This window comes from Pseudomonas multiresinivorans (genome assembly GCF_012971725.1).
GTDB lineage: Bacteria > Pseudomonadota > Gammaproteobacteria > Pseudomonadales > Pseudomonadaceae > Pseudomonas > Pseudomonas multiresinivorans.
Genome location: NZ_CP048833.1, coordinates 4,918,175 through 4,935,566 on the forward strand (window position 1 = coordinate 4,918,175; position 17,392 = coordinate 4,935,566).

Genomic DNA, 17,392 nt, shown 5'->3' on the forward strand with positions numbered 1-17,392 from the left:
TAAACAACGCGCACGAAGGGAGACGATCATGCAAGCCATCCGTAGCATCCTCGTAGTCGTGGACCCGGACCAGCCGGAAGGTCTCGCGCTGAAACGGGCCCGCCTGATCGCCAGCGTGACCCAGTCGCACCTGCATCTGCTGGCCTGCGAGCGGCGCGCCGACTACAGCGCCAAGCTCGAGGAAGTCGCCGAGGTGCTGCGCCAGGAAGGTTTCAGCGCTTCCAGCCGCCAGGCCTGGAAGGACAACCTGCACCAGACCATCATCGCCGAGCAGCTAGCCGAAGGCTGCGGGCTGGTGATCAAGCAGCACAGCCCGGACAACCCGCTGAAAAAAGCCCTGCTCACCCCGGACGACTGGAAGCTGCTGCGCTTCTGCCCCGCCCCCGTACTCCTGGTGAAGACCAGCCTGCCCTGGGCCGGCCGCAACATCCTCGCCGCAGTGGACGTAGGCAACAACGATATCGAGCACCGCACGCTGCATGCCGGGATCGTCAGCCACGCCTACGACATCGCCGGCCTCGCTCACGGGCAATTGCACGTGATCAGCGCACACCCTTCGCCGATGCTTTCGGCCGCTGACCCGACCTTCCAGCTCAGCGAGACCATCGAGGCCAAGTACCGTGAGGCGTGCAAGGCGTTCCAGGCTGAATACGGCGTCGACGACCAGCACCTGCACATCGAGGAGGGCCCGGCGGACGTACTGATTCCCCGCGCGTCCCACAACCTCGATGCGGCGGTGACGGTGATCGGCAGCGTGGCGCGCACCGGGCTGTCCGGCGCGCTGATCGGCAACACCGCCGAAGTGGTGCTCGATTCCCTGGAGAGCGACATCCTGGTGCTCAAGCCGGACGACATCATTGCGCATCTGGAAGAGGTCGCTGCCAAGCCCTGACGGTCACGTTGAAACCCAACCTGTAGGAGCGAGCTTGCTCGCGAACCGCCCAGCATCGCAGCAGGCGGGAAATGGTTCGCGAGCAAGCTCGCTCCTACAGAAAGCAAAAGCGCCCATCCGGGCGCTTTTTGATTAGCAGGCGACGATCAGACCCGCGGCTCCAGCCCCTCGGCCAGGAAGCTCGGCGCGATATAGCGCTCGTAATGCGCCTCGGAAAGGATGAAGAACTCCTTGTCGATGGCGTCGCGCAGGTCCGGCAGTGTCCAGCCGCGGAATTCCGGCAGCAGTGCCAGGCCATAGGCTTCCACCTGGTTGATCATCCGCGAGCCGCGGGCGATCAGCTGGTAAGCCCAGCAATAGGGCGACTGCTCGGGCACGAAGCGTATCTGCCGCTGCTCCAGCTGGCTGCGCAGCAGCGGCGCATCGAAGACTTCCAGCTTGGCCATCATCACCTGCGCCAGCAGGACTTCCAGACGGCTCAGGACCGCCCGCTTCTCCTCGTCGCCGTAGCGGTTCCAGTTCACCACTTCGTGGTGGAAACGCTTGCAGCCACGGCAGACCAGGTCGCCATAGACCGTCGAGCAGAGCCCGACACAGGGGGTTTTGATGCGTTGCGAAGACATGGTTGAACAGGTTGCCGGCAAAGCAGGCATGTTAGCCCTTTGTCTAGGCAAGATCACCCTCGGGCGCCACGCAAATCGGCTTACCAAGGCCCATTAATTCCATTAGAATGGCTGCGCCTTTTTGGCGTCATTGTCCGAAAGAAGCTGTTTTCAAAGCGTCACGAAGCACAGATTCCGGCAGCCGCGCGGTCTGGGCGCCTCCCTCAAGCGCCCAGTCCCTCACGTCCCAGGCCCCACCGGCGTAAAACTTTGAAAACAGCTTCTGCCCGGAGATCGCCGGTGCCGTCGTAGGTCAGTGGATTACCGTCCACCATGCCTGACGAATGGATCGGAGGGGTCTCCTGGATACGCGTCCTCCGGGACCACTGATGAGGGAAATACTGTGCTTGAAGCCTATCGCAAACACGTAGAAGAGCGTGCCGCCCAGGGCGTCGTGCCCCAGCCGCTGAACGCCGAACAGACCGCAGGTCTGGTCGAACTCCTGAAGAACCCGCCGGCCGGCGAAGAAGAATTTCTCCTCGACCTGATCACCAACCGCGTACCGCCGGGCGTGGACGAAGCCGCCTACGTCAAGGCCGGTTTCCTGTCCGCCGTCGCCAAGGGTGAAGCCACTTCCCCGCTGCTGGACAAAGCCCGCGCCCTCGAGCTGCTGGGCACCATGCAGGGCGGCTACAACATCGCCACCATGGTCGAGCTGCTGGACAACGCCGAGCTGGCCGAAGTCGCCGCCGCGCAACTGAAGCACACCCTGCTGATGTTCGACGCCTTCCACGACGTCGCCGAGCGCGCCAAGAAAGGCAACGCTGCCGCCAAGGCCGTGCTGCAGTCCTGGGCTGATGGCGAGTGGTTCAAGGCCCGTCCGGCTGTCGCCGAGAAGCTGACCCTGACCGTGTTCAAGGTCCCCGGCGAAACCAACACCGACGACCTGTCCCCCGCTCCGGACGCCTGGTCGCGCCCCGACATCCCGCTGCACGCCCTGGCCATGCTGAAAATGGCCCGCGACGGCATCGAGCCGGTCCAGCCGGGCTCCGTCGGTCCGCTGAAGCAAATCGAAGCCGTGAAGGCCAAGGGCTTCCCGGTTGCCTACGTCGGTGACGTGGTCGGCACCGGTTCGTCCCGCAAGTCCGCCACCAACTCGGTGCTGTGGTTCTTCGGCGACGACATCCCCTACGTTCCGAACAAGCGCGCTGGCGGCTTCTGCTTCGGCACCAAGATCGCCCCGATCTTCTACAACACCATGGAAGACGCCGGCGCCCTGCCGATCGAGTTCGACTGCACCAACCTGGCCATGGGCGACGTCATCGACGTATACCCTTACGAAGGCAAGGTCGTGCGTCATGACAGCGGCGAAGTGGTCACCACCTTCGAGCTGAAGACCCCGGTTCTGCTGGACGAAGTCCGCGCCGGCGGCCGTATCCCGCTGATCGTTGGCCGTGGCCTGACCGAGAAGGCCCGTGCCGAGCTGGGCCTGGCCCCGTCCGACCTGTTCAAGAAGCCGGAAGCGCCGGCCGACAGCGGCAAGGGCTTCACCCTCGCCCAGAAGATGGTTGGCCGCGCCTGCGGTCTGGCCGAAGGCCAGGGCGTACGTCCGGGCACCTACTGCGAACCGAAGATGACCACCGTCGGTTCCCAGGACACCACCGGCCCGATGACCCGCGACGAGCTGAAAGACCTGGCTTGCCTGGGCTTCTCCGCCGACCTGGTGATGCAGTCCTTCTGCCACACCGCTGCCTATCCGAAGCCGATCGACGTCAAGACCCACCACACCCTGCCGGACTTCATCATGACCCGCGGCGGTGTCTCCCTGCGTCCGGGCGACGGCATCATCCACAGCTGGCTGAACCGCATGCTGCTGCCTGACACCGTCGGCACCGGCGGCGACTCGCACACCCGCTTCCCGATCGGCATCAGCTTCCCGGCCGGTTCCGGCCTGGTGGCCTTCGCCGCTGCCACCGGCGTCATGCCGCTGGACATGCCGGAATCGGTTCTGGTGCGTTTCAAGGGCCAGCTGCAACCGGGCATCACCCTGCGTGACCTGGTCCATGCGATCCCCTACTACGCGATCCAGGCCGGCCTGCTGACCGTCGAGAAGAAGGGCAAGAAGAACATCTTCTCCGGCCGCATCCTCGAGATCGAAGGTCTGAACGACCTGACCGTCGAGCAAGCCTTCGAGCTGTCCGACGCCTCCGCCGAGCGTTCGGCTGCCGGTTGCACCATCAAGCTGCCGGAAGAGGCCATCGCCGAGTACCTGAAGTCCAACATCACCCTGCTGCGCTGGATGATCGGCGAAGGCTACGGCGACGCCCGCACCCTGGAGCGCCGCGCGCAAGCGATGGAAGCCTGGCTGGCCAACCCGCAACTGCTGGAAGCCGACAAGGACGCCGAGTACGCCGCGGTCATCGAGATCGACCTGGCCGACGTCAAGGAGCCGGTACTCTGCGCTCCGAACGACCCGGACGACGCTCGCCTGCTGTCCAGCGTCGAAGGCCGCAAGATCGATGAAGTCTTCATCGGTTCCTGCATGACCAACATCGGTCACTTCCGCGCTGCCGGCAAACTGCTGGACAAGGTCAAGGGTGGCATTCCGACCCGTCTGTGGCTGGCTCCGCCGACCAAGATGGACGCCCACCAGCTGACCGAGGAAGGCTACTACGGCATCTACGGCAAGGCTGGCGCGCGCATGGAAATGCCGGGCTGCTCGCTGTGCATGGGTAACCAGGCTCGCGTACAGACCGGTTCGACCGTGGTCTCCACTTCGACCCGTAACTTCCCGAACCGTCTGGGCGATGCCACCGACGTGTTCCTGGCATCCGCCGAGCTGGCCGCTGTCGCTTCGATCATCGGCAAGCTGCCGACCGTCGAGGAGTACATGGCCTACGCGAAGGACATCGACAGCATGTCTGCCGATATCTACCGCTACCTGAGCTTCGACCAGATCGCCGAGTTCCGCGAAGCTGCAGCCAACGCGAAGATCCCGGCCGTTCAGGTCTGAGTGATCCCAGCGTGACGAAAAGCCCCGCCTAGTGCGGGGCTTTTCTTTTGCAGGACGCGAAATAGACGCCTGCAGCCCTACCCTAACGATGGGCCTAATACTTATTGACCGGTTGCGCCCCGGGCCTCGAGGTCTAAGGTGGACAACAGGCTCCTGCCGATTTCCGTGCCCAGGTGCCCTTGTGGAACCCTCCAGAGGTGCGCTCCCTTCCTCTGCGCCCCGCTCTCCATGGCGGGGCTTCTTTTTTCTGCCAATCCCCTGGCACAGCCCTTGCTCCGCTTTCGCAAACGGTGATCCAACGGCGGGTCGCCCTCCGACAATGGCGTCGCTGCCACCGCCCCTCGAAGGCCGGTGGAGCGGCGCCTTTTCGTATTAAGAGTGCATGAGCGCGCGTTCAGAGGTGGAGATGATCGACAGTACCAGCGCACTGCCGGGCAACCTGGCCTGGGTGGCCGGCTCCGATGCCCCGGAGAAGGCCGCGCTCAACCTGGGCTTCATGGCCCTCACCGATTCCGCCTCCCTGGTGGTGGCCGCGACCCAGGGCTTCGGCCAGCCCTACGGCCTGACCTTGAACCTGCAACGCCAAAGCTCCTGGGCCGGCCTGCGCGACCGCCTGCTGAGCGGCGCGCTCGATGCGGCGCAAAGCCTCTACGGCCTGATCTACGACCTGCAACTGGGCCTGGGCGGCGCCCCGGCCACGGACATGGCCGTGCTCATGGGCCTGTGCCAGAACGGCCAGTCGATCAACCTTTCCGCCCCCTTGATGCGCGACGGCGTGACCTCTGCTGAAGCACTGCAAAGCCATGTGCGCCAGAACGGTGCGCAACTCACCCTCGCCCACACCTTCCCCACGGGCACGCACGCGATGTGGCTCTACTACTGGCTGGCCGCCCACGGCATTCATCCGCTGCAGGACGTGCGCAGCCTGGTGGTGCCGCCAGCGCAGATGGTCGAGCACCTCAGGGCCGGGCGCATCGACGGCTTCTGCGCCGGCGGCCCCTGGGGCGCACTGGCGGTGGACGAAGGCATGGGTTTCACCCTCGCCACCAGCCAACAGATCTGGCCCGACCACCCGGAAAAAGTCCTGGGCACCACCCGCGCCTTCGTCGAGCAATACCCCAACACGGTCCGCGCCCTGGTGATGAGCCTTCTTGATGCCAGCCGCTTCATCGAAGCCAGCCAGGACAACCTGCGCAGCGCCGCCCGGCTGATCAGCAGCGAGGACTATGTCGACGCCCCGCTCGCCAGCATCGAACCGCGCCTGCTCGGCCGCTACCAGGACGGCCTCGGCCACGCCTGGCAGGACGCGCACCCGCTGCGCTTCTTCAACGACGGGCAGGCGAACGTCCCCTGGCTCTCCGACGGATTGTGGTTCATGACCCAGTTCCGCCGCTGGGGCCTGTTGCGCGAGGACGTCGACTACCTCGGCATCGCTCGTCAGGTCCAACAGTTCGCGCTGTACCGCGAAGCCGCCAGCGCCTTGGGCGTCAGCGTGCCGGACGGCGAAATGCGCACCTCTACGCTGATCGACGGTCGCCTCTGGGATGGCAGCGATCCGGCCGGCTATGCCCGCAGCTTCGAGCTGAATGCCCTGGCGGAACGAGGTTGAGCATGCTGCGCGTCCTGCTGATCAACGACACCCCGAAGAAGGTCGGGCGCCTCAAGGCTGCGCTGGTGGAGTGCGGCTTCGAGGTGATCGACGAATCCGGCCTCACCGTCGACCTCGCGCAGCGAGTGGAAGCCCTGCGCCCCGATGTGATCCTCATCGACACCGAATCCCCCGGTCGCGACGTGATGGAGCAGGTGGTGCTGGTCAGCCGCGACCAGCCACGCCCCATCGTCATGTTCACCGACGAGCACGACCCGCAGGTGATGCGCCAGGCCATTCGCTCCGGGGTCAGCGCCTACATAGTCGAGGGCATCCAGGCCCAGCGCCTGCAACCGATCCTCGATGTCGCCATGGCCCGCTTCGAGAGCGACCAGGCCCTGCGCGCCCAACTGCAGGCCCGCGAGCAGCAACTGGCGGAGCGAAAGCGCATCGAACTGGCCAAGGGCCTGCTGATGAAAATGAAAGGCTGCGCCGAGGAGGAGGCCTACACCCTGATGCGCCGCCAGGCCATGGGCCGCCAGCAGAAGCTTTCGCAGGTGGCGGAACAGATCATCGCGATGCACGAGATGCTCGGACACTGACATCAAAGAGATAGGACCGGCCAACTGCCAGCGGCGGCAAGGCGCGATCATTTCGCCAGCCGCCAAGCTGGCCCCTGCCCTCCCGGCAACGTCCTATGCTGCGCCCGCCCGGCGTCAAGGCCGGGCCCCCGGAGCGTCATCGGCAGGGTTCGATGACGCATCGCAGTGGCCGCCGCCGGCTAGGCACCTCGGCGCCCACCCGACCTCGCCGCAAGCGCGGCTCAGCAAGGGCAAGCCCATGATCGACCTCAGCACCTGGAACCTCAGCGTTCCCACCGACCCACGCCCCACCGAAGTCACCACCGAGCAGATCGCCAGAGGCTACCAGAGCCGCTATTTCAAGAGAGACGGCAGCCAGCTGGTGTTCTGGGTGCCCGTCACTGGCTCGCACACCTCCGACAGCGTCTATCCCCGCAGTGAACTGCGCGAGACAACCACCGCCGGCGAAGTCGCCAACTGGTTCTACAACCAGGGCGACAACGAGCTGCGCGTGACCATGAGCGTCCAGCAGGTACCATCGAAGAACAAGATCATCATCGGCCAGATCCACAGCCGTTCGCCCTATACCGGTGATGGCGAGCCACTGGTCAAGCTGCAGTATCACTATCTGCCAACCCTGGAGAGCGGGCGACTCGAAGCCCTGGTACGCAACCACCCCGACGACAAGGCCAGCATCAATGTCCCGCTGATCGACAACATCGCGCTGGATCAGACCTTCAACTACAGCCTGCGCGTCACCTCGGTGGGCAACCTGGCCATTCGCGTGGAAACCTCCGACGGCCGCGCCAACTACTACCGCAAGATCCTCAGCACCACCTGGTCCAAGCAGCTGCTCTACTTCAAGGCCGGCGCCTATATCAACGACAACTACGGCAACAGCAGCGAGGGTGCGCGGGTGACCGTCTTCCACCTGAACATGGCGCATCGCTGACCGGCCATTCAGTGGCCTGATGAGGCGCGGGAGCGGCGGACTGCGCGTAGAATGCGCGGCACATCCGCACTACCCGCCGCCTTGTCACCGAGATCGCCATGGCCCGCCTGAAACTGGAATTCCCCGAAGCACTGTTCATCTACAGCACCAAACTCACCGTCCGCGTCACCGACATCAACGGCGCCAACCACCTGGGCAACGACTCGATGATCTCGATGATCTCCGAGGCCCGCGCGCGCTTCCTGTTCGACTACGGCATCCGCGAGACCGGCATCATCGTCACCGACCTCGCCACCACCTACCGCGCCGAAGCCCACGCCCGCGACCAGCTGCTGTTCGAGGTCGGCGTCATGGACTTCAACAAGTACGGCGGCGACATCATCTTCCGCATCACCCGCCCGGCCGACGGCACCCTGGTGGCGATGGCCAAGTCCGGCTTCGTGTTCTTCGACTACAAGATCGGCAAGGTCGTGGAGATACCGACGGCATTCCGCGACACCTTCCCCAACGTCAACTGGATCGCCTGACGCTCCAGCATGGCGCGCGCCATCCATCGGAACGCCCCACGATGGATCATTGCTGATCCCACCTCATCCGGCATCGCCCTGATCCGCCGAGGCTCTTTCACCTTGGCCCGCACCTTGCTCAGTCAAGGGCGGCGGTAGTCAACGGCGATTACCCAACCTACGACAAAGGCGTCGCATCCACACCCGCAGCTTGCGGTGGGTGGAGCGACGCCTTTTTCGTTTGCCCCGGCGCAGGGGCTCAGCAGGACTTTTCCCGAGCCCGGCGGCTGCCATGTGAGCGCCTGACCGGAGCCCTCAACCGTTGCTGATGAGGTGTTCGATGAACACGAGTTTCTGGAAAGCCGGCCATGCGCCGACCCTCTTCGCCGCCTTCCTGTATTTCGACCTGAGCTTCATGGTCTGGTACGTCCTCGGCCCGCTGGCCGTGCAGATCGCCACCGACCTGCAACTGACCACCCAACAGCGCGCGCTGATGGTCGCCACGCCGATCCTCTCCGGCGCCGTCCTGCGCTTCCTGATGGGCCTGCTGGCCGATCGCTGGTCACCCAAGGCCGCGGGCATCCTCGGCCAGGTGATCGTCATCTGCGCGCTGTTCGGCGCCTGGCGGCTGGGCATCCACAGCCTGGAGCAGGCGATGATCCTCGGCGTGCTGCTGGGCATGGCCGGCGCCTCCTTCGCCGTGGCGCTGCCACTGGCCTCGCAGTGGTATCCGCCGCAGCACCAGGGCAAGGCCATGGGCATCGCCGGCGCGGGAAACTCCGGCACGGTGCTGACGGCCCTGTTCGCCCCGGCCATCGCTGCCGCCTTCGGCTGGCAGAACGTCTTCGGCTTCGCGCTGATCCCGCTGCTGGCCACTCTGGCGGTGTTCGCCCTGCTCGCCCGCAACGCTCCCGAGCGGCCGCCGGCCAAGTCTCTGGCGGATTACCTGAAGGCCCTGGGCGATCGCGACAGCTGGTGGTTCATGTTCTTCTACAGCGTGACCTTCGGCGGCTTCCTCGGCCTGGCCAGCACCCTGCCCGGCTACTTCCACGACCAGTACGGCCTGGACCCGGTGACGGCCGGCTACTACACCGCCGCCTGCGTCTTCGCCGGCAGCCTGATGCGCCCGTTGGGCGGTGCCCTGGCCGACCGCATCGGCGGCATCCGCAGCCTGCTGGTGATGTACACCGTCGCCGCGATCTGCATCGCCGCCGTGGGCTTCCACCTGCCCAGCGCGATGGCCGCGCTCAGCCTCTTCGTGGTCGCCATGCTCAGCCTCGGCGCGGGCAACGGAGCGGTGTTCCAGCTCGTACCGCAGCGCTTCCGCCAGACCATCGGCGTGATGACCGGCCTGATCGGCATGGCCGGCGGCATCGGCGGCTTCTGCCTGACCGCAGGCCTGGGAGCGATCAAGCAGGCCACCGGTGACTACCAGATCGGCCTCTGGCTGTTCGCCAGCCTCGGCGTACTGGCCTGGTTCGGCCTGCACGCGGTGAAGGCCCGCTGGCGCACCACCTGGGGCAGCGCCGCCGTTACCGCGGCGCGGGTTTAAGCCATGCGCTTTTGTAGGAGCGAGCTTGCTCGCGAACCGCTTAACGCCGGAGTCGCCGGGAAATCCGTTCGCGAGGCCGATTTTGTTCCCGACAACATTCGGCATTCCCCACATCCCTGTGGGTCACAAGCTCGCTCCTACAGGTGTCGGCGATGACTTTGCGGATTTCCTTCGCCCAGGCCAGCGCCACCGGCCCGCGCGACGAGAACCAGGACGCCCTGCGGGTAGTCACCCCGCCCGCCGGGCTGGCCGCCAGCAAGGGGCACCTGTTCGCCATCGCTGACGGCGTCAGCCACTGCGCCGACGGCGGCCTGGCCGCTCGCCTGAGCCTGCAGGCGCTGGCCGCCGACTACTACGCCACCCCCGAGACCTGGGCCGTCGCCCAGGCCCTCGACCGCCTGCTGATCTCGCAGAACCGCTGGCTGCAGGCCAACGGTGGCGGCCAGCCGCTGCTCACCACCCTCACTGCGCTGGTCTTGCGTGGCCGGCGCTATACCCTCGCCCATGTCGGCGACTGCCGCCTGTACCGCTGGCACGCAGGTGTCCTGGATTGCCTGACCCAGGACCACGTCTGGGAACAGCCCGGTATGCAGCACGTACTCAAGCGCGCGCTGGGCCTCGACCAGCATCTGGTGGTGGACTACTGCGACGGCGAACTGACAGCCGGACAGAGCTTCCTGCTGGTCAGCGACGGCATCTGGGCCACCCTGGGCGACAGCGCCATCCAGCGCCTGCTGGAGGACGCACAGAGCCTGCAGGCCTGCGCCGACGCACTGGTCAGCGCCGCCCACCTGGCGGGCAGCCAGGACAACGCCAGCGCCCTGCTCCTGCAGGTGGACGAACTGCCACCCGCGAGCCTCGGCGACGCCCTTGCCCAACTCGACCACTGGCCCGCAGCGCCAGCATTGAGGGACGAACAGGAGTTCGAGGGCTGGCAGATCGACGGCAAGCTGGCCCAGTCCCGCCAGTCGCTGATCTACCGCGTGCGCGACAGGCAGAATCGTCCCTGGCTGCTCAAAACTTTGCCGCCAGCGCTACGCGATTCTCCGGAAGCCGCCCAGTCGCTGCTGCTGGAGGAATGGTTCCTGCGCCGGGTGCAGGGCCGCTACTTCCCCGAACTGCACAGCCTGCCGCAGCGCCAGCACCTCTATTACGTAATGCGTGAGTACCCGGGGCAGACGCTGGACGAGCAGCTGAAACTCAACGGCCCGCTGAACCTGCCCGACTGGCTCGACCTCGCCCAGCGCCTGCTGCGAGGTCTGGGCCAGTTGCACAGGCGCAACATCCTGCACCGCGACATCAAGCCGGAAAACCTGCATTGGGCCGACGACGGCGAACTGCGCCTGCTGGACTTCGGCCTCGCCTACTGCCCCGGATTGTCGCAGGAAGACCCGCACGACCTGCCTGGCACCCCGAGCTACCTTGCGCCGGAATCCTTCCAGGGCGCGCCGCCGGATACGCGCCAGGACCTCTACGCCGCCGGTGTCACGCTGTATCGACTGCTCTGCGGCCAATACCCCTATGGCGAGATCGAAGCCTTCCAACATCCGCGTTTCGGCACGCCCGCACCGGCCAGCCGCTATCGCCCGGATATACCGGCCTGGCTCGACGACTGGCTGGCAAAGCTGACCGCCGCCCAGCCGCAGCAGCGCTTTGAAACCGCCGAGGAATGCCTGCTGGCTCTGGAACAAGGCGAGCGGCAGGCCCCGGCGCGCCCGCGCCCACTCCTGGAGCGCGAACCGCTGCGGGTCTGGCGCGGCGTCGCACTGGCCTCCCTGGCAATCAACCTGGGGCTGCTGCTCTGGCTGTTGCACCACGGCTGAGGCGCGCACCAGATCGGCTCAAAGCGCTTCACCGCAGTGCAGCAAAAACGACGATTCGCCGGGCGATCTACGTGAAAGCCCCGGAAACCGGGGCCCGAGCAAGTTGGCACAGCCCCTGCAATAACCGTTTCAACAATCTACAAAAGCGCGTCCCTCAACGAAGAGGCTCGCACTTCCCGATCGAACGGGACTTGGACAAAGGCGTCCTCGCTGGGTAACCGGCGGGACGCCTTTTTTGTTTTCCGTGATTTTTCCGTGACGCGGAGCCCTGACATGAAAAAGCTCAAGCTCGTACTGATCGGCAACGGCATGGCCGGTGTGCGCACCCTCGAAGAACTGCTGAAGATCGCGCCCGACCTCTACGACATCACCGTGTTCGGCGCCGAGCCCCATCCCAACTACAACCGCATCCTGCTCTCCCCCGTGCTGGCCGGCGAACAGGCATTCGAGGACATCGTCCTCAACGACCTCAACTGGTACAGCGAGAACGGCATCCGCCTGCTGCTCAACCGTAAGGTCACCCGCATCGACCGCCATCGTCGCAAGGTCTACGCCGAAGATGGCACCGAGGCCGAGTACGACCGCCTGCTGATCGCCACCGGCTCCAACCCCTTCATCCTGCCGGTGCCGGGCAGCCGCCTGCAGGGCGTGATCGGCTATCGCGACATCGCCGACACTCAGACCATGATCGACACCGCCGGCACCCACAGCCACGCAGTGGTCATCGGCGGCGGCCTGCTCGGCCTGGAAGCGGCCAACGGCCTCAAGCAGCGCGGCATGGACGTCACCGTGGTGCATCTCTCCGATTGGCTGCTGGAACGCCAACTGGACCGCACCGCCGGCAAGCTGCTGCAAGAAGCGCTGGAATCGCGCGGCATCCACTTCCGCCTGAACACCCATACCGAAGAGCTGATCGATGACGGCAGCGGCCGCGTCTGCGCTATCCGCTTCAAGGACGGCGAAGTGATCGCCGCCGACCTGGTGGTCATGGCCGCTGGCATCCGCCCCAACACCGAGCTGGCAGAAAAAACCGGCCTGCCCTGCAATCGCGGCATCCTGGTCAACGACACCCTGCAGACCTATGACCCGCGCATCTACGCCCTGGGCGAGTGCGCCAGCCACCGCGGCATCGCCTACGGCCTGGTGGCGCCGCTGTTCGAGCAGGCCAAGGTCTGCGCCAACCACCTGGCCATGCTCGGCTTCGCCCGCTACCAGGGCTCGGTGACCTCCACCAAGCTTAAGGTCACCGGCATCGACCTGTTCTCCGCCGGCGAATTCATGGGCGGCGAAGGCACCGAGACCATCACCCTCTCCGACCCCATCGGCGGCGTGTACAAGAAGCTGGTGATCAAGGACGACGTACTGGTCGGAGCCTGCCTCTACGGCGACACCACCGACGGTGGCTGGTACTTCCGGCAGATCCGCGAGAACCACAACGTCGCCGAAATCCGCGACCACCTGATGTTCGGCGAGAGCAACATTGGCGATGTCGGCCACCAGGGCCAGAACAGCGCAGCGACCATGCCAGACAACGCAGAAGTCTGCGGCTGCAACGGCGTGTGCAAGGGCACCATCGTCAAGGCGATCCAGGAGAACGGCCTGTTCAGCGTCGACGAGGTCAAGAAGCACACCAAGGCCGCCAGTTCCTGCGGCTCCTGTGCGGGGTTGGTGGAGCAGATCCTGATCAGCACCGTGGGCGGCGCAGCGGATGTGAAGCCCAAGAGCGAGAAAGCCATCTGCGGCTGCAGCGATCTGAACCACGGTCAGGTGCGCCAGGCGATCCGCGACCATCACCTGATCAGCCTGAGCGCCGCCATGCGCTTCATGGACTGGCGCACTCCGGATGGCTGCGCCACCTGCCGTCCGGCACTCAACTACTACCTGATCTCCACCTGGCCGGGAGAAGCGAAGGACGATCCGCAGTCGCGCCTGATCAACGAGCGCGCCCACGCCAACATCCAGAAAGACGGCACTTACTCAGTCGTTCCGCGCATGTGGGGCGGCGTCACCAACGCCGCCGAGCTGCGGCGCATCGCCGACGTCGCTGACAAGTACCAGGTGCCCATGGTCAAGGTCACCGGCGGCCAGCGCATCGACCTGCTGGGCGTGAAGAAGGACGATCTCCCGGCCATCTGGAAGGAACTGGACATGCCCTCCGGCCATGCCTACGGCAAGTCCATCCGCACCGTGAAGACCTGTGTGGGCAGCGAGTTCTGCCGCTTCGGCACGCAGAACTCGACCCAACTGGGCATCGACCTGGAGCACGACCTGTTCAACATGTGGTCGCCGCACAAGGTCAAGCTGGCGGTCTCCGGCTGCCCGCGCAACTGCGCCGAGGCCGGTATCAAGGACATCGGCATCATCGGCGTGGATTCGGGCTGGGAGCTGTATATCGGCGGCAACGGCGGGATCAAGACCGAGGTGGCGGAGTTCTTCGTCAAGCTCAAGAGCGCCGACGAAGTCCGCGAGTACAGCGGCGCCTTCCTGCAGCTCTACCGCGAGGAAGCCTTCTATCTGGAGCGCACCGTGCACTACCTGCAACGGGTCGGCATGGAGCGCATCAGGAAGGCCGTGCTGGAAGACGCGGAGAACCGCCAGGCGCTCAATGCGCGGCTGCAATTCTCCCTGTCACTGGAGCAGGACCCATGGCAGGAGCGTATCGCCCAGCAGCCGCTGAAGAAGGAATTCGAACGGATTCCGCTCAAACAACTGGAACCCGCCTGAGTGCCCGCCGGGCCCCGCCATCGGGGCCCTTACTACCCGATTGCCGGAGACACCCCATGAACTGGTTCGACATCTGCGCCCTGGACGACATCAACCCGCTGGGATCGCGCGTCATCGCCGGCCCCAAGGGCGACATCGCGATCTTCCGCACCGCCGCCGACGAAGTCTTCGCCCTCGATGACCGCTGCCCGCACAAAGGAGGCCCGTTGTCCCAGGGCCTGATCTACGGCAAGCGCGTGGCCTGCCCGCTGCACAACTGGCAGATCGAGCTGGAAAGCGGGGAAGCCGTGGCTCCCGACCAGGGCTGCGCCCATCGCCACGAGGCGAAAGTCGAGGATGGCCGCGTGCTGCTGGCCCTGCGCGGCGACCTCGCCCACTGCGCGTGATTTCCCGTGCTTCTGATTCTGAGCGAGGCTGCGCCATGACCAACAACCGTCGCACCACCGCATCTACCTGCTGTTACTGCGGCGTAGGTTGCGGCGTACTGATCGAACACGACGACGAGCGCATCCTGGGCGTACAGGGCGACCCACAGCATCCGGCCAACTTCGGCCGCCTGTGCAGCAAGGGATCGACACTGCACCTCACCGGCGATGCGGATGCTCGCGCACAGTTCCCGGAGCTTCGCCTGGGCAAGGGCCTGTCGCGCACTCGCACCGACTGGGACACCGCCCTGGAGCATGCCGCTGGCATCTTCGCCGAAACCATCCGCGAGCACGGGCCGGACAGCGTGGCCTTCTATGTCTCCGGCCAGTTGCTGACCGAGGACTACTACGCCTTCAACAAGCTGGCCCGCGCGCTGGTCGGCACCAACAACATCGACAGCAACTCACGCCTGTGCATGTCCTCGTCGGTGGTCGGCTACAAGCGCAGCCTGGGCGCCGACGCCCCGCCCTGCAGCTACGAGGACATCGAACTGGCCGACTGCGTGATGATCGCCGGCAGCAACATGGCCTACGCCCACCCCGTGCTGTTCCGCCGCCTGGAAGAGGCCCGCGCGCGACGCCCGGAGATGAAGCTGATCGTCATCGACCCGCGCGTCACCGACACCGCCGAGCAGGCCGACCTGCACCTGGCCATCCTGCCCGGAACCGATGTCGCGCTGTTCCACGGCATCCTGCACATCCTGCTCTGGGAGGGCTGGATCGACCGCGATTTCATCGACGCCCACACCGAAGGCCTGGAGGAGCTGAAAGCCCTGGTGCGCGACTACGGCCCGCTGGCCGTGGCGGAAATCTGCGGTATCCGCGTGGATGACCTGCAACGCGCCACTCAGTGGATCGGCCAGGCACCGTCCTTCCTCTCGCTCTGGTGCATGGGCCTCAACCAGTCCACCGCCGGCAGCGCGAAGAACAGTGCCTTGATCAATCTGCACCTGGCCACCGGGCAGATCGGCCGGCCCGGCGCAGGCCCCTTCTCGCTCACCGGCCAGCCCAACGCCATGGGCGGCCGCGAAACCGGCAGCCTGTCCAACCTGTTGCCCGGACACCGCGAAGCCTCGAACGCCGAACACCGCGCGGAAGTCGCCGCTTACTGGGGAGTCGAAAAGCTCCCGGAAAATCCCGGCCTGAGCGCCATCGAACTCTTCGATGCGGTCCGCGGCGGCCGCATCAAGGCCCTGTGGATCGCCTGCACCAACCCGGCCCAATCACTGCCGGACCAGACCCGCGTGCGCGAAGCCCTGGCTGCCTGCCCTTTCGTCATCGTCCAGGAAGCCTTCAGCACCAGCGAAACCTGCCAGTACGCCGACCTGCTGCTCCCGGCCGCCAGCTGGGGAGAGAAGGAAGGCACGGTGACCAACTCCGAACGCCGCATCAGCCATGTGCGCCCGGCCATTCACGCCATCGGTGAAGCCCGGGCAGACTGGAGCATCGCCTGCGACTTCGCCCGCCGCCTGGAGCAACACCTCCGCCCCGCCAAGCCCAGCCTGTTCGATTTCGAATCGCCGTCCGCGCTGTTCGACGAATACAAGCTGCTCACGCGGGAGCGCGACCTCGATCTCTCCGGCATCGACTACGCACTGCTGGACACCCATGGTCCGCAGCAGTGGCCCCTCCGCCCCGGCGCGCTGCGCGGTACCGAGCGCCTGTATGGCGACGGACAGTTCCCCACCATCAATGGACGCGCCCGATTGATCGCCGAACCCTATCGCGCACCGAAGGAAAAACGCGATGCGCGCTATCCGCTGATCCTCAACACTGGCCGCTTGCGCGATCAGTGGCACGGCATGACCCGCACCGGCACAGCGCCGCAACTGTTCGGCCACGTCGAAGAAGCCGTGCTCGGCCTGCACCCAGCCGAATTGCGCCGCCGGCGCATTAGCGACGGCCAACTGGTGCGCCTGCACAGCCGGCGTGGCGAACTGGTGCTGCCGGTGCAGGCTGACGAGCGTTTGCGCCCCGGCCAGGCCTTCCTGCCGATGCACTGGGGCGCCCGCTATCTCAAGGGGCTGGGCATCAACGTCCTGACCCTGCCTGCCGTGGACCCGCTATCACGCCAACCCGAACTGAAGCACGCCACGGTCGAGGTCAGTCGCGTTGAATTGCCCTGGCAGTTCTTCGCCCTGGTGGAAGGCGAGGTGCAGAAGCGCTTCGATGCCTTGCGCCCGCTGTTCGAAGACCTGCGCTACGCCAGCTTCAGCCCCACCGGCCGCGAGCGACCGGCACTGGTGATCCGCGCTGCGCACGTCGAGGCGCCCAGCGCGGAGTGGCTGGCCCGCATCGATGCTCTGCTCGGCCTGTCCGATGGCCCGGTCATGGCCTATGACGACCCACGCCGCACCGTCGGCAAACGCGTGCGTATCGAACAATCACGAATTGTCTCGCTGCGCCTGGCCGGCGAAACCGCCGCTCGCGCCTGGCTGCGCGAACTGTGGAAGGAAGGCCGCGCCGACCAGGAACTGCGCCGCTGGCTGCTCGCCCCGCTCAGCGCCGCCCCTGGCAAGTCCGGCGGCGCGATGGACAAGACCCTGTGCAACTGCCTGAACGTCAGCCAGAGCCGTATACAAGCCGGCATCGATAAGGGCCTGGACCTGGAAGGCCTCAAATGCGAACTCAAGTGCGGGACTGCCTGCGGTTCCTGCGTACCGGAAATCAAGCGCCTGCTGGCCCGCAAGCCGCTGGCGGCGACCGCCTGAACCAAGCCGCGAAGACGGCAGCC

12 protein-coding genes are annotated in these 17,392 nt (G+C 65.8%); 11 read left to right on the forward strand and 1 reads right to left on the reverse strand.

The genetic code is table 11. From position 1 onward, the window contains the following. The first annotated feature begins 28 nt into the window (after positions 1-28). On the forward strand, positions 29-892 hold the full coding sequence (locus tag G4G71_RS22530) for a universal stress protein (protein ID WP_169940307.1): 864 nt from the start codon (positions 29-31) through the stop codon (positions 890-892). Positions 893-1,038: 146 nt separating this feature from the next. Here the strand turns inward: G4G71_RS22530 and G4G71_RS22535 are convergent, their stop codons facing one another. After that, positions 1,039-1,515 (reverse strand): DUF1289 domain-containing protein, encoded by a 477-nt coding sequence (locus tag G4G71_RS22535; RefSeq protein WP_169940309.1) that lies wholly within the window; start codon positions 1,513-1,515, stop codon positions 1,039-1,041. A 382-nt stretch (positions 1,516-1,897) separates the two neighbouring features. Here G4G71_RS22535 and acnB point away from each other — a divergent pair, with 382 nt between their 5' ends. The 10 genes from acnB (at position 1,898) to G4G71_RS22585 (ending at position 17,369) form a co-directional block, all read left to right on the forward strand. Next, the gene (gene acnB / locus G4G71_RS22540; protein ID WP_169940311.1) at positions 1,898-4,507 is read left to right on the forward strand and encodes a bifunctional aconitate hydratase 2/2-methylisocitrate dehydratase; all 2,610 of its coding nucleotides are present in this window, start codon (positions 1,898-1,900) and stop codon (positions 4,505-4,507) included. Between the two features lie 406 nt (positions 4,508-4,913). After that, positions 4,914-6,116 carry a CmpA/NrtA family ABC transporter substrate-binding protein gene (locus tag G4G71_RS22545; RefSeq protein ID WP_169940313.1) on the forward strand — a complete coding sequence of 401 codons (1,203 nt, stop codon included), beginning with the start codon at positions 4,914-4,916 and terminating at the stop codon, positions 6,114-6,116. A 2-nt stretch (positions 6,117-6,118) separates the two neighbouring features. Continuing rightward, positions 6,119-6,697, forward strand: a complete 579-nt coding sequence (locus G4G71_RS22550; RefSeq protein ID WP_169940315.1) for an ANTAR domain-containing response regulator — start codon at positions 6,119-6,121, stop codon at positions 6,695-6,697. A 238-nt stretch (positions 6,698-6,935) separates the two neighbouring features. Beyond that, complete coding sequence (locus G4G71_RS22555) at positions 6,936-7,628, forward strand: polysaccharide lyase family 7 protein (protein ID WP_169940317.1); 693 nt, start codon at positions 6,936-6,938, stop codon at positions 7,626-7,628. Positions 7,629-7,726: 98 nt separating this feature from the next. Then, positions 7,727-8,155 carry a thioesterase family protein gene (locus tag G4G71_RS22560; protein WP_169940319.1) on the forward strand — a complete coding sequence of 143 codons (429 nt, stop codon included), beginning with the start codon at positions 7,727-7,729 and terminating at the stop codon, positions 8,153-8,155. Between the two features lie 319 nt (positions 8,156-8,474). Next, entirely contained in the window at positions 8,475-9,686 is a 1,212-nt protein-coding gene (locus G4G71_RS22565) for a nitrate/nitrite transporter (protein WP_169940321.1), read from the forward strand. A gap of 152 nt (positions 9,687-9,838) precedes the next feature. Then, entirely contained in the window at positions 9,839-11,509 is a 1,671-nt protein-coding gene (locus G4G71_RS22570; protein WP_169940323.1) for a bifunctional protein-serine/threonine kinase/phosphatase, read from the forward strand. A 273-nt stretch (positions 11,510-11,782) separates the two neighbouring features. After that, entirely contained in the window at positions 11,783-14,233 is a 2,451-nt protein-coding gene (gene nirB / locus G4G71_RS22575) for a nitrite reductase large subunit NirB (RefSeq protein ID WP_169940325.1), read from the forward strand. Between the two features lie 56 nt (positions 14,234-14,289). Continuing rightward, on the forward strand, positions 14,290-14,619 hold the full coding sequence (nirD, locus tag G4G71_RS22580; RefSeq protein WP_169940327.1) for a nitrite reductase small subunit NirD: 330 nt from the start codon (positions 14,290-14,292) through the stop codon (positions 14,617-14,619). A gap of 35 nt (positions 14,620-14,654) precedes the next feature. Then, a complete protein-coding gene (locus tag G4G71_RS22585; protein WP_169940329.1) occupies positions 14,655-17,369 on the forward strand; it encodes a nitrate reductase in 2,715 nt (904 codons plus the stop codon). Positions 17,370-17,392 lie beyond the last annotated feature (23 nt).